This is a genomic window from Citrobacter sp. KTE151 (genome assembly GCF_000398845.1).
In the GTDB taxonomy this organism is placed as follows: domain Bacteria; phylum Pseudomonadota; class Gammaproteobacteria; order Enterobacterales; family Enterobacteriaceae; genus Citrobacter; species Citrobacter braakii.
The window spans coordinates 398,695-418,322 of the sequence record NZ_KB976066.1; the positions used below are offsets into that span (position 1 = coordinate 398,695).

Below are 19,628 nucleotides of genomic sequence, written 5' to 3' on the forward strand. Positions count from 1 at the left end.
TTTTTAGAAATTAACACAGGCTGATGAGTGAGGCGCATGCCGTCTACACTTACTCTTGAGATGATGCGCATCGACAACAAGGATTATTATCATGAAACAAGCCGTTTTTCCGCTTATTGCCATTCTTTTCATGCTGCCGGGTTTGGCGCAGGCCGATTCGGCTTATGGCTCTCTACAGTCCGTTCATGAAAAAAACACCGTATTGAAGGATTTACGCAAGATTTGTACCCCGCAGGGGTCGCCATCGGATGAGGTGTGGGAAAAAACGATTATGGCTGATACCCGTAATCAGCAACACATCCGCGAAGCCATTCTGGCAATACAAAGAAACAATCAGAACAACTACTGGGAAGCGCTGGGCAAAGTTGAATGCCCGGATTTGTAACTATCACATTGAAAAACGAGTGCTGTAACCGGTTTCTGTTTTGCAAAATCGCCTATTGTGTAGGGAAATGAAACACATCAAGGAGCAAGATAATGCGATACCGTTTTCCCGAAAACTTTTGGTGGGGCAGTGCCTGCTCGGCGCTGCAAACCGAAGGGGATAGTCTGAACGGCGGCAAAAGCCAGACGACATGGGACGTGTGGTTCGACCGCCAGCCAGGGCGTTTCCATCAGGGGGTTGGCCCGGCGAACACCTCGGCCTTTTATCAGCACTGGAAACAGGACATCGCACTGCTCAAACAGCTGAAGCACAACAGCTTCCGCACTTCAATCAGTTGGTCACGACTGATCCCGGACGGTACTGGCGACGTCAACCCGCAGGCAGTTGATTTCTATAACAACGTCATCGATGAGCTGCTGGCGCAAGGCATTACGCCATTTATCACCCTGTTCCACTTCGATATGCCGATGGTGATGCAGGAGAAAGGTGGCTGGGAAAACCGTGATGTGGTTGAGGCGTTTGGTCGCTACGCACAAACCTGTTTTACCTTGTTCGGCAATCGGGTGAAGCACTGGTTCACCTTTAACGAACCGATTGTCCCAGTAGAAGGCGGCTATCTGTATGACTTCCATTACCCTAATGTGGTGGATTTCAAACGCGCGGCCACCGTGGCGTATCACACCATACTGGCGCATTCCACGGCGGTACGCGCGTACCACGCCGGAAGTTATGACGGTGAAATCGGTGTGATCCTGAATTTAACGCCCTCTTATCCGCGCTCACAACACCCAGCGGATGTAAAAGCTGCGCACCATGCGGATCTGCTGTTTAACCGCAGCTTCCTTGACCCGGTGCTAAAAGGTGAATATCCGGCGGATCTGATAGAGCTGCTAAAAGAGTACGATCAACTCCCAGCATGTCAGCCAGGCGACAGTCAGCTCATCGCCGATGGCAAAATCGACCTGCTCGGTATTAATTATTATCAGCCGCGCCGCGTGAAATGTCGTGATACTGCCGTCAATCCTGACGCGCCGTTTATGCCGGAGTGGCTGTTTGATTATTACGAAATGCCGGGGCGTAAAATGAACCCTTACCGTGGCTGGGAAATTTACGAGCCAGGTATTTACGATATTATTACTAATCTGCGTGATAACTACGGCAACCCACGCTGTTTTATTTCTGAAAACGGCATGGGAGTCGAAAATGAGCAACGTTTTATTCAGCAGGACCAAATCAACGACAGCTACCGTATTGAATTTGTTTCCGCGCATCTTAAATGGCTACATAAAGGCATTAGCGAAGGGTGTAATTGTCTTGGCTACCATATGTGGACCTTTATTGATAACTGGTCCTGGCTCAACGGATATAAAAACCGCTACGGTTTTGTCCAGTTAGATTTAGATACGCAAAAACGTACGGTGAAGAAAAGCGGCGAATGGTTTGCCCATACCGCCGAAAACAATGGTTTTGATTGAGTCAGCCGTCAGATAACGGTGTTGCCTGAAAGCTGCGCGCCATCAGGCAACAATCTCACTGTATTCTGACCTTCATCGTGACCAGAAGCGCCGTCAGCAGCATCAGGCTGCCGGAAAGCATCAGGGGCGAAAGCAGTCCGAGGTTATCGAGCGCATAGCCTCCCACCGCTGCCCCGCAGGTATTGGCAAGCTGGATCACGGCAACCTGGACGGATCCGGCTTTTTCTGCCTGATCGGCAAGCGATCGGGTGATCCACGTCGACCAGCCGACCGGAACCAACGCAAACGCCAGGCCCCAGATAATCGCAATACCTGCCGCCACAACTTTGTCGCTACCCCACAGGATCAGGACCAGCGCGCTAAGCGCCAGCACCAGCGGCGCACCGGCTAAGGCCAGTTTGACCGAGCGCTTCAGAACCACCGACGAGAGCGACGTCCCGACAAAGCTGGCGATACCAAAACTCAGCAGTACCAACGTCAGGCCATCAACTTCAAAGCCTGCCAGATTCATATAGATCGGGCGAATATAGGTAAAGAAGGCGAACTGTCCGGCAAAGGACATAAAGATGGCAATCATCCCGGCCATCACCCCCGGGCGCTGCAGCAGGCTGAACATATTTTGTTTCTGATGCGAAGGTTCACCTGGCAACGACGGCAGCGCTCTCACCACCCAAATCGTGCACAGCACGCCCATTACCGCCGCCGCATTAAACACGTTGCGCCAGCCGATAATGCCGCCCAAAAAACTCCCCAGCGGCGCGGCAATCACCAGCGCGACAGAGACCGCGCCAAAAATCACCGACAGCGCTTTCGGTACCGTACGGGCGGGCACCAGACGCATGGTCAGCGACGCTGACATCGCCCAGAATCCGCCAAGCGCCAGACCGAGGCAGGCGCGGCCAATGAGCAGCAGTGAAAAAGAGTTGGCAAAGGAAACCAGCAGGCAGGAGAGCGTCAGCAGCACCGAAAACACGATCACCACGTAGCGACGATCGGTCGCCTGGATAATTTGCGTCACAAACAGGCTGGCGAACATGGCAACAAATGCCGTCACAGTCACCGATTGTCCGGCAACACCTTCAGAAATCCCCAGATCCTGCGCCATCGGCGTTAACAGGCTAACGGGCAGAAACTCAACGGTTATCAGGCAGGCAACGCAGAACGCCACAGCGAATACCGCCGACCAGTTCGGTCGGGCATTTGCCTCAGCGCGGGATTTTTGTTCAACAGCTTCACTCATTTTGTTACCTGCGTGGGGTTATTGCAGAAAAGTTACGCAGTGTAACACTAAATTTGTGACGCATTTAACGTTTTGGCAACTTTACCGCTGAATGTCGACGTGTCTTATTCGACCAGCGGCAGGATCCCTTTGTCGGCCTGAGTCACGTAACGCCAACAGGCATGACTGTCAGTGCAGCCAGTGCACGCCATCTTCGGGCTGGAAAAAGGCGTTATAGCGCATCTGAAACGCATTAAACTCCTGCATATCCGGCTCTATCTCGCGCAGAAAACCGAGCGCCAGACGCACCTGTGCGTCAGTAATCGGCGTGGCCAATCGGGCTTTTTGCAGCCAACGGTACCATTGCAGCAGATTCGACTCACTGCCGTCGACAATAACGATTTGCCAGATCAACAACACCTGGGCAGCATTTTGCAGATGCGATTCATCTGGGCGGTGGAGGTACTGTAAAAAAGCCTCACCCTGTACTTTTCCCATCTGATCGATCATCGACTCTACCGGCACAACATCAATATTCAGTCGCTCGCTCAGACGGCGAATTGCCCGTCGAGATCCGGACGTCAACACCCGAAAACCCACTACAAAAACAACGACCAATGTGGCCAGCATTATCCAAATCATGCGCACATCCATTACCAGACAGGATGCCCATCATAACGGCAAATTCCTCTCTGTCGACGACTGAACGTATCAACGCGATTCAGGATGGATCCGCGGCATAAAAAAGCCCGCCATTCAGGCGGGCAAAAGTTACCAATGCACACTTAACTTAAGCGACTTTCAATTGTTGAATTTTTTTCTCGCGGCGAATTTTACGTTCTTCAAACACGGCCACGATGGCCATCAGGCAGATACAACCGATGGCGGCGGTATCCAGCGCGGCGAACGTTCCCGCCCAGCCGGTCAGACCGAAAATCGGCGTGCCGTCGGCAATCATCCCCAGACCCAGCTTGGCGAAGCTGTCACCAATCAGATATGCGAAGGTGCCTTTAATCCCGTCGGCTGCGCCGATCGCTTTTTTCGGTACGAATCCGACAGCTGCAACGCCGATTAACAGCTGAGGACCAAACACCAGGAAGCCCAGCGCAAACAGCGAAGCCAGATAGACATACTGGTTGCTGGCGTGCTGATAAACGCCCAGGGTCGCGATAATCAACGCCAGCGCCACGCAGGCTACCAGCGCACGACGACCGTTAGCCAGGTCAGAGAGCCAACCCCACAGTAACGTGCCGACCAACGCACCCACTTCAAACAGGGTAAAGCCCTGAATCGCCACCTCTTTGGAGAGCTTCAGCTCCTGGAAAGCGTAGACAGTGGACCACTGGTCGATACCGATGCGCACCACGTACAGGAAAATATTGGAGAAGCACAGCAGCCAGATCACTTTGTTTTTCAGCACGTACTCAACAAAGATCTGCCATTTGGTCATCTCATTTTCTTCAGTCTCTTTGTCCTCTTCGCTTATCTCCTCGCCGAACAGCTCTTCAGCTTTACCGAGGCCATAAGACTCCGGGGAGTCGCTGCCGTAGCGCAGGCCGATAAAGCCGACAATCAGGGCGATAATTGACGGGAAGATAAACATACCAATGACGTGACCGTCGAACAGATAGTTGGCGCCAAACAGCGCCACGCCAGCCGCACCCGCACCACCGAGGTTATGCGAGATATTCCACATGCCGAGGTAAGAACCCCGCTTGCGACGCGGCGTCCATTTGGTGATGGTGGAATAGCTACACGAGCCACCGGTACTCTGGAAAAAACCGCTCAGCGCGTAGAAGGCGATCATCAGGAACAGGCTGGTTGAACCCGCCCCCATGCTGGCGCTGAAGCCGAGCATACAGATGGCGGAGAGGATCAGCATAAACGGCAGGAACTGCTTGGTATTTTTGCCGTCGGCGTAGTAGGAAACCAGCGTTTTACCCACGCCGTAGGTGATGGAGAAGCCCAGGCCAATCATCCCCAGCTGCGTCATGCTCAGCCCGTAGGTGGAGATCATGTCATTCTGCGCGATGTTGAAGTTTTTGCGGATCAGATACATGGTCAGGTAGCCAATAAAGACCACCAGATAGGACTGCATGAACGGTTTGAACCACATTTTGCGCCGCACATCGAGCGGCAGATCCAGGGTCGGCTTGCGTACCTGGTTTAGAAAGGCCAGCATTTGACACTCCCGAGCTAATTTTTATACCTGCGAATGGCAGGCATTGTAAAAATCAGCCGGGAGACGCGCCTGAGACAGCGTCCAGGTGAAACCGGGAAAATTTCTTAGTTTTACCCTACTCGGGGCAAAAAGGTGAGGTGCATCACGCTTCGTTGAGTTCGCGTGGAGCCTGGGCGTTCAAAAACGGCAGCAGCAGCAGCGCGGAAATCCCCGCCGCAATGGCGATCACCACAAAGAATCCGGTCCAGTGCCAGACCTCCATCACCTTCGCCAGCGGCCAGCCGGAAAGCGATGCCCCCAGATAGGCAAACAGCCCGACAAATCCGGTTGCCGCGCCCGCTGCCTCTTTGTGCGAGCACTCCGCCGCCGCCATGCCGATCAGCATTTGCGGGCCGAAGACGAAGAATCCGGTGGTGAAGAAGCACGCCGCCTGCATCACGTAACTGGCGAACGGCATCAGCCACAACGAGCCCACGGAGAGCAAAATTCCGGCAGCAAAAATCAGGTTCATTGGACCGCGGTTGCCGTTAAACAGTTTGTCCGAGCCCCAGCCTGCGACCAGCGCGCCGATAAATCCGCCCAATTCGAACATGGTCACGGCGGTATTGGCGGTCACCAGATCCACGCCGAGCGTCTCCGACATATACAGATTGCCCCAGTCGTTGATGGCGGCGCGGACGACGTACACCAGCACGTAACACAGCGACAGCAACCAGATATAGGGATTCAGCAATACATAGCGGGTGAGGATCTCTTTACGGCTCAGCCCTGCTCCTTCCTGCTGCTGGGCGATTTCCAGCTCATCATGGCGCCAGTCGCCAATCGGCGGCAGACCAATCGCCTGCGGCCTGTCGCGCAGCCGCCAGCAGAGAAAAATCCCCACCACAATCGCCAACAGCCCAGCGATCATCATCCCGGCACGCCAGCCGTAGTGCAGCGCCGTCGCCGCCATCACGATAGGGATCAGCGCCCCGCCAACATTGTGCGCAGTATTCCACAGCGCCCACCAGCCGCCGCGTTCGGTACGCGAATACCACGCAGTCAATAAACGCGCGCAGACCGGCGACCCCCAGCCCTGGAAAAAGGCGTTCAGCGCCCAGAGCACCGCAAAAGCCCAGAGCGAGGTGGAGAAGCCAAACAGAATGTTCACCACGCCGGTGGCGATAAGCCCAAACCCCATAAAATAACGGGCGTTGGAACGGTCACTGACGATACCGGAAACAAACTTCGACAGGCCGTAGGTGATGTAAAACAGCGTCGCCAGCAGACCAATGTCGCTACGGGTCAGCACGCCGCTGGTGAGGATATCCGGTACGGCGGCGTTGAAGCTCTTGCGTGTGAAATAGAACAGCGCGTAGCCGAGCCAGATAGTGGTCAGAATATGCCGCCGCCAGTAGCGGTAGAGGGCATCCACTTCACGCTTATCGGTGATGAGCGGCGCGCTGACTGGGGCTTTTAAAAACGAAAACATGACCGCTCCTTACACATAACGCTGGGGTAACGACACGCTGACCCGCGTGCCGTGCGTACAGGAAATCGAGAGCGATCCCCCGAGGGCGGTAATACGTTCACGCATCCCGGTGAGGCCAAATCCCTGCTGATTCGACCCCGGCGGCAGGCCGCTGCCGTCGTCCTCAATCACCAGCATCAGCCGTTCATCCTGCTGCCAGCCCTGAAGCGTCACCGCGCTGGCGTTGGCGTGCTTAACGATGTTGTTCAGCCCTTCCTGACAGACGCGAAACAGCGTCACCCGCTGACTTTCGCTGAGTGCAGATTCGTCAATTCGCCAGTCAAGGTGGCTGACAATGCCACGGCTTTCCAGCTCCATTTCACGCATCAATGAGCGGATCGCTTGTTCCAGCGTGAGATCATCCAACTGGCGCGGACGCAGACGACCCAACAGACGACGCACCGAATCGTACACGCCAAGAGAAAGTTGTTCGATATGCGCCCCGCTGCGCTTCACCCCTGCGTTTTCCGGCGCCAGCCGCTGGACAATGCCCGCCTGGGTGCGAATGGCGGTGATGGTCTGACCGATATCATCGTGCAGTTCGCGCGCCACATCCCGGCGCACGCTCTCTTCGGTCTCCAGCAGGCGTTCAGCCAGACGGTGGTTGCGCGCTAATTCGTTTTGCAGCGACTGGTTAAGCTCGCGCAGACGCTGGATCCCCGCGCCGAGCAGCAGCCCGGTCAGGCTTTGCACCAGCAGGGAGAGCAACAGGTCGACGGGATGATCGTGCCAGGTCTGGCTGGCAATCAGCGCAATGGCGTTCATTAACGTGGCAATCAGTGCCCCCTGCCAGCCGTAGTGCCAGGCGAGCGCAATGATCGGCAGTGCGAGGCAAAACGGCGTGAAGCGTGACAGTTCATCGGGCAGGCCAAGCTGCAACCACAGGCTGACGCTAAACAGCAGCAGATACCAGACCAGATGCCGCCCGCGCCAGTTCACCGGCTGAGACACCACCGCCGGACCCAGCGGCAACCAGGTGGTGCTGGTAAGATAGTGCCAGAAAACCAGACAGATCGGAGCCAGCGTTAATCCACCGGTGAGCGTCAGCAGTAGGGCATTCCACGCCTCTTCGCCTTGCCCAAGCCAGGGCAGCGATTGCAGCAACGCCGCCGCCGTCAGCGCCGCGCCCTGCAACAGCAGCGTGCGCCAGTCGCGCTGATGGCGGTAGCGCGAAATCAGCATCACCGGGAGTAACGTGAGGAAGCTCCCGATCATCAAAAGTAGCAAGTGAGCCAGCGCCACTTCCTGCGCCAGCCAGAAAAGAAGCAGCCATTCCGCACCCAGCAGCACCGGCCAGTAGCCGCGTGGACATTGCAGCATCAGCCCCAGACGCAGGCCAAACGGAAACAGCAGTACCGCCAGCTCCGGGCGCTCAACCAGGTGCAGGCTGATACTCCACAAGCAGAACCACGCGGCAGAGAAGATAAAGAAGCAGGCAACAACGGTGATGAACCGGGAACAGAGCGTGTTCATTGCCAGCCGTCAAACATCCGGCGGGCCAGTTCGACATCGTTGCTAACGCCCAGTTTTTCCATCAGGTTAGCGCGATGCACGTGCACCGTTTTCGGCGACAGGCCCAGTTCGGCGGCAATCTCTTTTACCGCCATGCCTTGCGCCAGTTTCTCCGCCACCTGACGTTCGCGTTTGGTCAGCGGATCCTGACGACCAGCCGCCAGTTTGACGGCGATATCCGGCGTCAAATAGCAGCCGCCGGTCGCCACGGTATGCACCGCCGCGATCAGCTCATCAGGGCTACAGCGTTTAGAAAGGAAACCACGCGCGCCCGCGTTGAGCGCCTGCTCCACCAGCGCCGGGCTGTCGTGGACGGAGAGCATGATAATCGCCATCCCTTTTGGCAACTGGCTTAACAGTTCAAGACCGGAGATATCAGGCATCGAGATATCACAGATACATACCTGCACGCCACGTCCCGGTAATCCCGCCAGCGCCTCGCTGCCTGAGCCGAACTCAGCCACAACCTGCAAATCAGGTTCCAGCCCCAGCAACTGGGCAAAGCCGGAGCGGACGATAGTGTGGTCGTCGATAAGGGCAACGGTGATCATGGGTTCTGTCCTGGGGGATAAAAAACGTGCTTACCTTAACGATATACACTTTATCCTTCAAGCAGCCTCTGCGTTGGCTTGGTCTGCTCACCCCAGTCACTGACTTGAGTAAGCTTCTGAGGTGAGCAGACTTGCCGCCTTATGCAGCTTGAAGGATTTTGTGTTCCGACGCGCTGCTGTTTAAGCCTTGAGCGATCAGGCGATGCCTGTTGTGACGGTAAATGTGCGGGTGTGCTGCGGTTCTAGCTGAATCAACGTGCCTTTTCGCTGCGCCGCCAGGAAGCCTTCAGGGCGACAGGTCGCAGGTAGGGCAAAGGCTGCCACTTGTTGATCGCCGTTATAGAGGATCCAACGGGTGACATAATTCAGCTCCGCGCTCGAGAAACGTGTCACGAACGTGGTGCCATCAGGTGCGATCATGCGAAATTCAGGCTTATCCGTGTATCGGTCCAGTTGGTCAGCGAAGAAAACGATTTCCGGATCGTAAAAATCGGGCTCGTTGAGGCGCCCCAGCGAGGTCTCGCCCTGAATGATCCGCTGATTAAACGCCAGCCACTGCTCGGTAGGCTTAACATGCGCGGGTACCGACTCACGCAGCTTCATGGCTTCATCCGGGATATTCTGGCTGAAGGTCGCTTCCGGTACGTAGGCATAGTTCATATGGCACATATACTGTAAGGGCATTGCCACTGAGGCGAGGTTGGTGACCGCCATCTGAATATCAAACTGCGCACTCGCTTTGCGCATAACCACCGCAGGATGCGCCTGATAATGATGACCGAATCCCATCACATACTCGTAGCGTCCGCTCACGCGCAAATTCTCTCCCTCCAGCTCCAGCCAGGCCTCATCCATCGCGGCACAGGCCATTTCGCCATGCAACGGGTGAGAATCTTCCGGCGAAGGGCAGCCATTAGCCAATATACCCGAGTGGAAAGCAAAGCAGCCGTAAGTCGCTACCACTTCCGCAGCCGGTTTCGGCTGACTGAACATGTTGCGCATGGTCAGTTCATGCCCGTCAAACTGAGCATCCCAGATCATCTGCCCCATCCAGGGCAGAATAACCAGATGTCCACGACTGTTTTCTACCTTCAGCCCTTCCACACCGCTGGCGTAACGAAATGCGGTAACCGTGAAGTCGCTATTCTTCAGTAAGATTCGCGGATGCTCTGCAAAGAGTTCCCGCCACAGCGTGATACGTGTTGTCATGATCGCTCTCCTCAGGAAACAGTCGCTTCAGCCAGGTTATTGCGCACTTTGCTTTCACGCCAGAAGTAGATACCGACGTACACGAAGCACAACATGGAGACCAGGAACGAGAGTTGTAGCGAGTGGAACATATCGGCCACATAGCCCTGAATTGCCGGAACCACCGCTGCACCAACAATCGCCATGACAATGACTGCTCCCGCCATTTCAGTATGTTCGTTATCCACGGTATCCAGCGTACCGGCATAGATTGTCGCCCAGCAGGGTCCAAACAGGACGCTCACCAGTACGGCAACGTACACGGCGCTGAAGCTTGGCGCCAGCGCAACATAGACCAGAAACAGTGCGCCAATGATGGAGTAGAGGATCAGCACTTTTTCCGGATTGAAGCGTGTCATCAATATGTTGGCGATAAACTTGCCGATAAAGAAGCAGGCAAAGCTATAGACCATGAAGGTTGAGGCGTCGCGCTCGTTGATATCACCCAATTCCAGCGCCAGACGGATGGTAAATGACCACACCGCGACCTGCATCCCCACGTACAGGAACTGCGCCACAATCCCACGGCGGAAACGGGCATTGCTGGCCAGATAACGCAGCGTATCCATCGCTGACGGACGTTTATGACTCGCCGTTTGCGCGACTTTACAGGTCGGGAAGCGGGTCAGCAGGAACAACACCATCACCACAATCAGCACCATAATCATATACTTGTAAGGCTCAAGGGTATTTTCCAGCATCAACACTTTAAAGTTGTGGATCTGCTCCGCGTTCATCCCAGCCATCTGTTTTTCCAGACTCTCGCCTTCAGAGAAGACCAGATATTTACCCAGCAGAATACCGGCGGCTGCGCCAATGGGGTAAAAGGTCTGGCTGATGTTCAGGCGCAGGGTGGCATACGCTTTTGGGCCAATCATGGAGCTGTAGGTGTTGGCCGCAGTTTCCAGGAAGCTCAGGCCAATCGCAATCGCAAAAATTGCCGCGAGGAACATGGTGTAGGTGGCCATGTGCGATGCCGGGAAAAAGAGCGTACAGCCAACAATATAAAGGGTCAGTCCCATTAAGATGGCGATTTTATAACTGGTCTTTTTAATCACCAAAGATGCCGGAATCGCAATTAAAAAATAACCGCCATAAAAGGCACTCTGAACTAATGCCGAAGCAAAGTTGCTGAGTGAAAATACGCTTTTGAATTGCGTAATCAGAATATCATTTAATGCGGCTGCGCATCCCCATAAAGGGAATAAACAGGATAACAAAATAAACTGGAACAGAGGCGTCTTATTCAGATAGCCGTCGGGCATCTGAATGATGTTTTTATCGTTCATAGTGCTACCTTTTACAATGCAGGAGTATTATTCGTTTAAGATAAGAAACTCATTAAATTGTTCGATGCTTGGATAAGATGATTGAGTGCCTTTCCCGGTAACGCTGAATGCAGCGAAGAGAGCGGCTTTTTTCATGGCGGCTTCGACATCACCGCTTTGAACGTAATAGTGGGCAAAACAACCGATGAAAGCGTCACCTGCGCCACTGGTATCGACAGCGTTCACTTTAAACGCCGGGACATGGACTTCCTGGTCACGCGTCATCCACAGAGCACCTTTCTCCCCCATGGTGACGATAATATTGTTCAGACCTTTATCGACCAAAGAACGTGCCGCGGCGCGAATATGGTCATAGGTATCCACCGGCATACCGGTTAATATTTCGAGCTCGGTTTCATTTGGCACGAAGAAATCGCATTTACAGGCATAAGACATATCTAATTCCCGTAATGCAGGGGCGGGATTTAATAACACTTCAATACCGTGTTTTTTACCGAATTCAATCGCGTGATAAACCGTTTCCAACTGTACTTCCAGCTGCAGGACAATAAGTTGACACTTTTTCAGATCTTCCGCTGCGCGATCGATATCTTCCGGGGAGAGAAACTTGTTGGCGCCTTTAATAATCAGAATGCTGTTGCTGGAGTTTGCATTAACAAAGATCGGTGCAACGCCGCTGCTGGTGCAGGGTACCTTTTCGACATAGGTCGTATTAATCCCCCAGGATTCGAGATTACGAATGGTGTTATCCGCAAAAATATCATCACCGACTTTCGTCAGCATCAGCACTTTGGAATTGAGCTTAGCAGCCGCAACGGCCTGATTTGCCCCTTTACCGCCACAACCAATTTTAAAGGCGGGCGCTTCCAGCGTTTCCCCTTCTTTGGGCATCTGGTTGATGTAGGTGATGAGATCCACCATGTTGGAGCCAATAACCGCGATATCCATTTTACTACCTCTCAGAAACAATCACACAACAATGATATTAAAATAACATTATCATGTTACTTCCGTATCATTTGTGACTAGGATCGCGATTGGAGGATCATTTTATTGTTTATTTATTATGCTAAATGTTGCGTCTCTATCACACTCAAAATGATTAACTTGCTTACAATTGACTGAAAACTCGCTGCTTATAATCAATAAAACGTGTAAAAACACGCTTTTATTTCCCAATGGTCAGACGTATAGTAATGCAGCAATGTCATGTTCTCAGAAACACATAAATGTTACTGAAGGAACATGAAAACATGATTCGTGGAGAGTGTGCATGGAAACCAAGCAAAAAGAACGTATTCGACGTCTGATGGAATTGTTGAAGAAGACCGACAGAATCCATCTGAAAGAGGCGGCGCGCATGCTGGAGGTTTCCGTGATGACCATCCGTCGGGATCTCAGCCAGGATGACGAACCATTGCCGCTTACGCTACTCGGTGGTTACATCGTGATGGTGAACAAGCCTGCCACCCTCGTTAACGCTCCGCTCCCCGTGCAAAAGCAGTATCATCGCGACGATTTACCGGTTGCCATTCTGGCCGCGGGACTGGTCAGTGAAAACGATCTGGTCTTTTTTGATAATGGTGCCGAAATGCCATTAGTCGTCAGCATGATCCCGGACGATATTATCTTTACCGGAATTTGCTACTCACACCGGGTATTCGTGGCGCTAAATGAAAAACCCAACGCCACGGTGATTCTTTGCGGGGGCACCTATCGGGCGAAAAGTGATGCCTTTTACGACACCAGCAATCCCTCTCCGCTGGATGCGCTCAACCCGCGAAAAGTGTTTATCTCTGCCAGCGGAGTCCATGAGCATTTCGGCGTTAGCTGGTTCAATCCGGACGATCTGGCCACCAAACGCAAAGCGATGGAACGCGGATTGCGCAAAATTCTGCTGACGCGCCACGCCCTGTTTGATGAGGTTGCTCCCGCCAGCATTGGTCCGCTCTCCACTTTTGACGTACTGATAAGCGATCGTCCGTTGCCGGCAGATTACGCAACCCACTGCCGGAACGGTTCTGTCAAAGTCATCACCCCGGATTCAGACGGCGACTAACTCACTCAAAGAAAACCGTGATTTTGTTAAACATCGACGGGTCGGACTGGTTGCGGGCCACTTTCACCACATCTTCCAGCTTGTCGATCTGGCTTATCATCTGCTCAAGACGTTGATCGTCGTTGACCAGTAGCCAGATGCGGCTCTTGTCGCTGTCCTGAATCGGTAGACAGAGAATGCCTTCCACGTTGAATGCGCGGCGGGCAAACAGCCCGCAGACGTGGGTCATTACGCCCGGATGGTTGCGTACGGTGAGTTCCAGGATTACGTTGTCATGAGTCTGCTGTTGCATGGCTTATTCCCCCACCATTTCTGTGTTTGCCGCACCCGGCGGCACCATCGGGTACACTTTTTCTTCGGCATCGATGCGCACGTGGATCAGCGCAGGTCCAGGGCGATTAATAATCTCCTGCAACGCTGCCTGTGGATCCGCTTCGTTATTCAAATCGCAGGTTTCGAGGCCAAACCCGGCGGCTATCTGCATAAAGTTAATCATCCCCGGATATGTCGCTGCAAAAACGCCCTGCTTATAGAACAAACTCTGCTGCTGATACACCAGACCCAACGCTTCGTTATTCATCAGGATGATTTTAATATCCAGTTGATTTTCGCTGGCCGTCGCCATTTCCTGAATATTCATCATCAGGCTACCGTCGCCGGAGAAGCACAGCACCTTTTTGTCCGGGTTGACCAGCGCTGCGCCAATTGCCGCCGGCAGGCCAAAGCCCATGGTTCCCAGACCGCCGGAGGTCAGCCACTGACGCGGACGGTTCAGCGGGTAAGCCTGTGCGGCCCACATCTGATGCTGGCCTACGTCGGTGGTGATAATGGCGTTGTCATCCACGCAGGCCGCTACGGCGTTGATCAGCCCATAGTGGCTGAGCGGGTCGCTTTCCTGCGGAATGCTGCAGGGGAATTCGCGTTGTAAATCGGCCACCATTTGATGCCACGACTCTCGCGGCTGCGCGTCAATTAATGGGATCAGTTGCGCCAGAACCTCATCGACATCCGCCTGAATCGCCACGTGCGGCTGTTTGATTTTACCCAGCTCCGCGCGGTCGATGTCCACGTGGATGATTTTGGCGTTCGGACAGAACTGCTCAGTTTTACCAATCGCCCGGTCATCAAAACGTGCGCCCAGAACAATCAATAAGTCCGCTTCTTGCAGAATAAAGTTAGTGCTGCGTGCGCCATGCATACCCAGCATGCCTAACGACAGCGGATGCGCTTTCGGCAGCATACCGAGCGCCATTAAGGTCATGGTGGTGGGCAGCATGGCTTTTTCTGCCAGTTCACGAACCCGCTCAGGCGCGTTAATCACGCCGCCGCCGAGATACAGCACCGGACGCTGTGCGGCGTTAATCATAGCTGCGGCATCGCGAATGCTGTCCTGGCTGAACGCCGGTGCCGCCATTTTCTGCGCAGGCTCCGGCATCTCTTCAATTTCAAAAACGGCGGTTTGAATATCTTTAGGAATGTCTATCCACACCGGGCCCGGACGGCCGGACTGCGCAATGCGGAACGCATCGCTCATGACCTGCGGTAATTCACTGATATGGCGGACCAGATAGTTGTGCTTGGTGATGGGGATAGAGATGCCGTAGGTGTCGACTTCCTGGAAGGCGTCGGTCCCGATCATTGAGGCCGGAACCTGCCCGGTGATACACACCAGCGGGATAGAATCCAGCCGCGCGTCGGCAATGGCGGTCACCAGGTTGGTCGCGCCCGGTCCGCTACAGGCCATACAGACGGCGGGTTTACCATCGGTTCTCGCCATCCCCTGCGCGATAAACCCCGCGCCCTGCTCGTGGCGCGCCAGGATATGACGGATTTGCGTGCTTTGGCTCAAGGCGTCATACACGGGAAGAATCGATCCGCCAGGAATACCGGTGACCACCTGAATCCCCTGGCGTTCCATGAAATGAACGATGAATTCTGCGCCCGTAAAACGCGTACGCTTGGATGTTATGCCCGAACTTGCCATGCTCCAGTCCTTTTATTCTGGGCCTTTGCTTCGGGCAGGTCTCTTAAACGAAAAACCCCGCCCGGTTTGCGCCGGCGGGGTTTTGGAATCGTGTGTTGATCCGGACCCTACGGCGCATTGCCGACGACCACCACCACACGCACGACGACCGCTGCGCGAGATGGCGCAGTTTCTAGTAGGGTCGCAGTCAGCATGGAAGGGTTCATTAGGGACCTGTCTGTTTGTTGATTAACTGGATTTATACAAACACAGGTTTTTCAGCGTGACAATGGAAAATTTTTCATCTGCATAAAAGTGCGTCAACGATCACATTTCGCTGTGCAGAGTCGGAAAACAAAAAACCCCGCCGGAGCGAGGTTTTTTTCAGCGCTGTGCGGTTGGTAGCCGCCGAACACACTGTGTTATGTCAACGGAAAAAGTATACGCGTTCTGCGAAGAACACGCAATTTCGGCACGAATTTTGATGGTTTTGAGTATGGAACATGAATGGCACAATGTCCACAAAATACTGTTAATTTATACAGTGTATATCTATAATGTCTCGGTACGCAATGTGTTATGCGGGGGCCGCATCGTAAACCGGCGCATCAAAGTCCTGGCTGAAACGGGTGGTGCCGTCAGCGCCTTAACCCCCGTGTGAGCACACTGTGTTATGTCAACAAAGGTGCTGGCAACAGGCAGCGGCGAGGTACGTCAGCACCGTGCTCCTTGTACCAAAAGGAGAGCGTATGAGCCTCGTGGATATCGCTATTCTTATCCTCAAACTCATTGTTGCAGCACTGCAACTACTTGATGCCGTTCTGAAATACGTTAAGTAATTCGGATTCAAGTCGCACCTAAGGGGAGCGGGTAACACTCCGCTCCCCTTTCACCTTCTCCCTGGTGCTTGTCTCGCGCCAATATGTTACGTTTTTATGACATTCTCAGGGAAGAACGCCACCATGACGCTTTCTGTTTTCTGCATTTTGCTGTTTGCCGCGCTGCTGCATGCCAGTTGGAATGCCATTGTTAAAGCTGGTAACGATAAACTGTACTCGGCGATTGGCGTCAGCGGCTCCGCGGCGATTATGGCATTGATCTGCTTACCCTTCGCGCCTCAGCCTTCCACCGCCAGCCTGCCGTTTTTGGCCGTCTCAACTGCGTTGCAAGTGGTGTATACGGTCCTGGTCGCCAAAACCTATCAGGTTTCGGATATGAGTCAGACCTATCCTCTGATGCGTGGGACAGCACCGCTGCTGGTTGCGATTATCAGCGTCTTGTTCCTTGGCGATAGCCTGTCTGTGTTTGCCTGGGTGGGGATTGCTACGATCTGTCTGGCCATTCTCGGCATGGCATTTAACGGACGCAGCAGCTCACAACGCGGGATCGTACTGGCGCTCATTAACGCCTGCTTTATCGCCGGTTACACGCTGGTTGATGGCACCGGCGTACGCTTATCAGAAACCGCGCTCGGTTATACGCTGTGGACCTTCTTTCTGAACGGTTCCTGTCTGCTGGGCTGGGCGATGATCGCCCGGCGCCGGGAAGCGTCACGCTATCTGGTACAACAGTGGAAGAAAGGTATTCTGGGTGGAATTGGTACGATGGGTTCTTACGGTCTGGCGCTGTGGGCCATGACCCAGGCTCCGTTGGCGGTGGTCGCAGCGCTGCGTGAAACCTCCATTCTGTTTGGCGCTCTGCTCGCCTGGCTGCTGCTGAAAGAAAAGGTTGCCGGAATACGCCTTGTCGCGGCCGCCGGTATTGCCGTAGGCGCTGTCTTACTTCGCTTGTCATGATCGCGCCGTAAAGCCGATGCAATCCGGCAACATTTGTTGCCGCTTTTTGTTTACATTTCCTGCCGTTCATCGCGTAAACATTCCAGCCCACTATCTGGCCTTCTTTTTCTGTTGTGGTAGATTCCACGCGCATTTACGGGAAAGTACAGCACCTTATTCTTCTTTTTTCTCTTTTTTAAAAGTAATCAGCGAAATGAAAAGGCATAGAAGCGTCAATTTGTTGTTGATGTTGGTATTACTGGTGGCGGTAGGTCAGATGGCGCAAACCATTTATATCCCCGCGATTGCTGATATGGCGCGTGAACTGAACGTTCGCGAAGGAGCGGTGCAAAGCGTAATGGCCGCCTACCTGCTGACCTACGGCCTGTCACAACTGTTTTACGGCCCACTTTCCGATCGCGTTGGCCGCCGTCCGGTGATCCTCGCCGGAATGTCTATTTTTATGCTGGCCACGCTGGTCGCGATTACCACCCACAACCTGACGGTACTGATTATCGCCAGTGCAATCCAGGGCATGGGCACAGGCGTCGGCGGTGTAATGGCGCGAACCTTACCGCGCGATCTGTACGAAGGCACGCAGCTGCGCCACGCGAATAGTTTGTTAAACATGGGGATTCTGGTGAGTCCGCTGCTGGCCCCGCTGATTGGCGGCATGCTGGATACCTTGTGGAACTGGCGCGCCTGTTACATTTTCCTGCTGGTTCTGTGCGCGGGCGTCACGTTTAGCATGGCGCGCTGGATGCCGGAAACGCGTCCTGCGGGCGCACCGCGTCCACGCCTTATCGCCAGCTATAAAACGCTGTTTGGTAACAGTTCTTTCACCTGTTACGTGCTGATGCTGATCGGCGGCCTGGCGGGCGTTGCGGTCTTCGAGGCCTGCTCCGGGGTATTGTTGGGCGCAAGGCTCGGTTTAAGCAGCATGGTGGTCAGTATCCTGTTTATTCTGCCCATCCCGGCGGCATTTTTCGGCGCCTGGTTCGCCGGTCGCCCGAATAAGCGTTTCTCGACGCTGATGTGGCAGTCGGTTATCTGCTGTCTGGTAGCCGGTTTAATGATGTGGATCCCGGGCCTGTTTGACGTGATGAACGTCTGGACGCTGCTGGTTCCCGCCGCACTATTTTTCTTCGGTGCCGGGATGCTGTTTCCGCTGGCAACCAGTGGCGCAATGGAGCCTTTCCCATTCCTGGCAGGCACTGCCGGTGCGCTGGTTGGGGGATTACAGAATATTGGTTCCGGCGTGCTGGCGTGGTTCTCTGCAATGCTGCCGCAGACCGGGCAAGCCAGTCTGGGCCTGCTGATGACCCTTATGGGACTGTTGATTTTTGTTTGCTGGCTTCCGCTGGCGTCACGCGTGTCGCATCAGGGGCAGGCGGTTTAAGCGTATGATGGCCCGGCTTATCGCCGGGCTTTTCGCATTCAGGCACGATCATCGTCGTCAGTAACGGCTCCAGCGCCGGACGCCAGGCGCCTTCCTCGCCATCATAAAACTGCGTATCCGCATTGATAGCATAGGGAATTTTCGCTTTTTTCAGTTCGCACGCCATAAATTGGGCAAACGCCATTTGCGAGGCAGAAGGCGCGTTCCTGATGGTTTCTCCTGGCGACCAGCCTCCCACCCAACTGACATGACCTGTTTTCTGCTGCCAGTGAATGGCGGTATTGATACGGGCGCGAATAGCGGCCTTTTCTGCCGCTGTGCCTGAGGTCCAGGGATATTTACCGTTATTTTTCAGCGGCCCCCACGGAAAAATATGCCATTGAGCCAGCACGGTATTCTGACTTTGCGGCGGCAGTTTCAGGTCAGGCAAATCTTCCGGCGCGGCGCGTAGTCGCGGCGCGATAAAAATCATCCGCTGCGGGTCGATGGCATGGACAGTACGAATGGTTTTGTCATACACCCGATTGAGCGACACCTGATTATGATTGAGCTTATCAGAGGGTTCGTATATCAGGTCGAAACCCAGCAACGGCGAGCTTTGACCAAAGTAATGCGCCACCGCCACCCACCAGTTAACCACCTCTTTTTCGTTACCGGTACTGGGATCTTTTTTATATTCGTCAGCCTGATAGGCAATTATCGGGATCACGCCATACTGCTCGCAGGCTTCCACCAGCTTGCGCAGATGTATAAGCCGCGCCTCCGTGGGCTCTCCCGCCACGCGAATGCGCACGTGGGTTAACCCTTTCGCCTTGTAATCCCGCACCACCAGCGGATCGAATTCACGAATACCCCGATCGGTGCGCGCCCAGTCTACGTCCATCCCAACGCCAAGCTGCTGCGCATACTGCGCCGCGGTCAGCACAGGTTGCGCGGCACACACGGTGGCGCTGGCTAACAGTAAAAGGGAAACAATCGGCTTTAACACGGTCGTCCTTACGCAAATCATCAGGAGTGATATCACGTATTTAGCATGCTTTTTCACTTTGCGTGTAGCGAGA

At 54.2% G+C, this 19,628-nt stretch carries 19 protein-coding genes; 6 read left to right on the forward strand and 13 right to left on the reverse strand.

Translation table 11 applies throughout. The features are described 5' to 3' along the window. The first annotated feature begins 91 nt into the window (after window positions 1–91). Both WC7_RS02460 and WC7_RS02455 read left to right on the forward strand, forming a co-directional pair. The gene (locus tag WC7_RS02460) at window positions 92–385 is read left to right on the forward strand and encodes a YicS family protein (protein ID WP_016155038.1); all 294 of its coding nucleotides are present in this window, start codon (window positions 92–94) and stop codon (window positions 383–385) included. Between the two features lie 92 nt (window positions 386–477). Continuing rightward, window positions 478–1,860 carry a glycoside hydrolase family 1 protein gene (locus WC7_RS02455; RefSeq protein ID WP_016155039.1) on the forward strand — a complete coding sequence of 461 codons (1,383 nt, stop codon included), beginning with the start codon at window positions 478–480 and terminating at the stop codon, window positions 1,858–1,860. A gap of 55 nt (window positions 1,861–1,915) precedes the next feature. Here WC7_RS02455 and nepI read toward each other — a convergent pair whose 3' ends face one another. The 9 genes from nepI to rbsK form a co-directional block, all read right to left on the reverse strand. Then, a complete protein-coding gene (gene nepI, locus WC7_RS02450; protein ID WP_016155040.1) occupies window positions 1,916–3,100 on the reverse strand; it encodes a purine ribonucleoside efflux pump NepI in 1,185 nt (394 codons plus the stop codon). Between the two features lie 168 nt (window positions 3,101–3,268). Further along, window positions 3,269–3,721: a DUF1198 family protein gene (locus WC7_RS02445; protein ID WP_016155041.1), complete on the reverse strand. Its 453-nt coding sequence runs from the start codon at window positions 3,719–3,721 to the stop codon at window positions 3,269–3,271. A gap of 148 nt (window positions 3,722–3,869) precedes the next feature. Next, entirely contained in the window at window positions 3,870–5,261 is a 1,392-nt protein-coding gene (gene uhpT / locus WC7_RS02440) for a hexose-6-phosphate:phosphate antiporter (protein ID WP_003023929.1), read from the reverse strand. Between the two features lie 142 nt (window positions 5,262–5,403). Beyond that, on the reverse strand, window positions 5,404–6,732 hold the full coding sequence (locus WC7_RS02435) for an MFS transporter (protein ID WP_016155042.1): 1,329 nt from the start codon (window positions 6,730–6,732) through the stop codon (window positions 5,404–5,406). Between the two features lie 9 nt (window positions 6,733–6,741). Continuing rightward, complete coding sequence (gene uhpB, locus WC7_RS02430) at window positions 6,742–8,244, reverse strand: signal transduction histidine-protein kinase/phosphatase UhpB (protein WP_016155043.1); 1,503 nt, start codon at window positions 8,242–8,244, stop codon at window positions 6,742–6,744. After that, on the reverse strand, window positions 8,241–8,834 hold the full coding sequence (gene uhpA / locus WC7_RS02425; protein ID WP_016155044.1) for a response regulator transcription factor UhpA: 594 nt from the start codon (window positions 8,832–8,834) through the stop codon (window positions 8,241–8,243). Before uhpA ends, uhpB begins: the two co-directional genes overlap by 4 nt. Window positions 8,835–9,029: 195 nt before the next feature. After that, window positions 9,030–10,043 carry an aldose 1-epimerase family protein gene (locus WC7_RS02420; protein WP_016155045.1) on the reverse strand — a complete coding sequence of 338 codons (1,014 nt, stop codon included), beginning with the start codon at window positions 10,041–10,043 and terminating at the stop codon, window positions 9,030–9,032. Between the two features lie 11 nt (window positions 10,044–10,054). After that, window positions 10,055–11,371: an L-fucose:H+ symporter permease gene (gene fucP / locus WC7_RS02415; protein WP_016155046.1), complete on the reverse strand. Its 1,317-nt coding sequence runs from the start codon at window positions 11,369–11,371 to the stop codon at window positions 10,055–10,057. Between the two features lie 27 nt (window positions 11,372–11,398). Then, window positions 11,399–12,319, reverse strand: coding sequence for a ribokinase (rbsK, locus tag WC7_RS02410; protein ID WP_016155047.1), 921 nt, complete (start codon window positions 12,317–12,319; stop codon window positions 11,399–11,401). A 325-nt stretch (window positions 12,320–12,644) separates the two neighbouring features. Here rbsK and WC7_RS02405 point away from each other — a divergent pair, with 325 nt between their 5' ends. Continuing rightward, complete coding sequence (locus WC7_RS02405) at window positions 12,645–13,430, forward strand: DeoR family transcriptional regulator (RefSeq protein ID WP_016155048.1); 786 nt, start codon at window positions 12,645–12,647, stop codon at window positions 13,428–13,430. A 1-nt stretch (window position 13,431) separates the two neighbouring features. On the opposite strand, the gene ilvN is transcribed toward WC7_RS02405, so the two are convergent. From ilvN to ivbL, 3 genes are all read right to left on the reverse strand, one after another. After that, window positions 13,432–13,722, reverse strand: coding sequence for an acetolactate synthase small subunit (ilvN, locus tag WC7_RS02400; protein WP_003023914.1), 291 nt, complete (start codon window positions 13,720–13,722; stop codon window positions 13,432–13,434). Window positions 13,723–13,725: 3 nt separating this feature from the next. Then, the gene (gene ilvB / locus WC7_RS02395; RefSeq protein ID WP_016155049.1) at window positions 13,726–15,414 is read right to left on the reverse strand and encodes an acetolactate synthase large subunit; all 1,689 of its coding nucleotides are present in this window, start codon (window positions 15,412–15,414) and stop codon (window positions 13,726–13,728) included. A gap of 107 nt (window positions 15,415–15,521) precedes the next feature. Continuing rightward, complete coding sequence (gene ivbL / locus WC7_RS26145; RefSeq protein WP_016155050.1) at window positions 15,522–15,620, reverse strand: ilvB operon leader peptide IvbL; 99 nt, start codon at window positions 15,618–15,620, stop codon at window positions 15,522–15,524. A gap of 522 nt (window positions 15,621–16,142) precedes the next feature. On the opposite strand from ivbL, the gene tisB reads away from it, so the two are divergent. From tisB to emrD, 3 genes are all read left to right on the forward strand, one after another. Further along, entirely contained in the window at window positions 16,143–16,232 is a 90-nt protein-coding gene (tisB, locus tag WC7_RS02390) for a type I toxin-antitoxin system toxin TisB (RefSeq protein ID WP_003023909.1), read from the forward strand. Window positions 16,233–16,355: 123 nt separating this feature from the next. Continuing rightward, window positions 16,356–17,189: a DMT family transporter gene (locus WC7_RS02385; RefSeq protein ID WP_016155051.1), complete on the forward strand. Its 834-nt coding sequence runs from the start codon at window positions 16,356–16,358 to the stop codon at window positions 17,187–17,189. 193 nt (window positions 17,190–17,382) lie between these two features. Beyond that, complete coding sequence (gene emrD, locus WC7_RS02380) at window positions 17,383–18,567, forward strand: multidrug efflux MFS transporter EmrD (protein WP_016155052.1); 1,185 nt, start codon at window positions 17,383–17,385, stop codon at window positions 18,565–18,567. On the opposite strand, the gene WC7_RS02375 is transcribed toward emrD, so the two are convergent. After that, the gene (locus WC7_RS02375; RefSeq protein WP_032947245.1) at window positions 18,494–19,576 is read right to left on the reverse strand and encodes a cellulase family glycosylhydrolase; all 1,083 of its coding nucleotides are present in this window, start codon (window positions 19,574–19,576) and stop codon (window positions 18,494–18,496) included. The genes emrD and WC7_RS02375 overlap by 74 nt on opposite strands. Window positions 19,577–19,628: the final 52 nt, after the last annotated feature.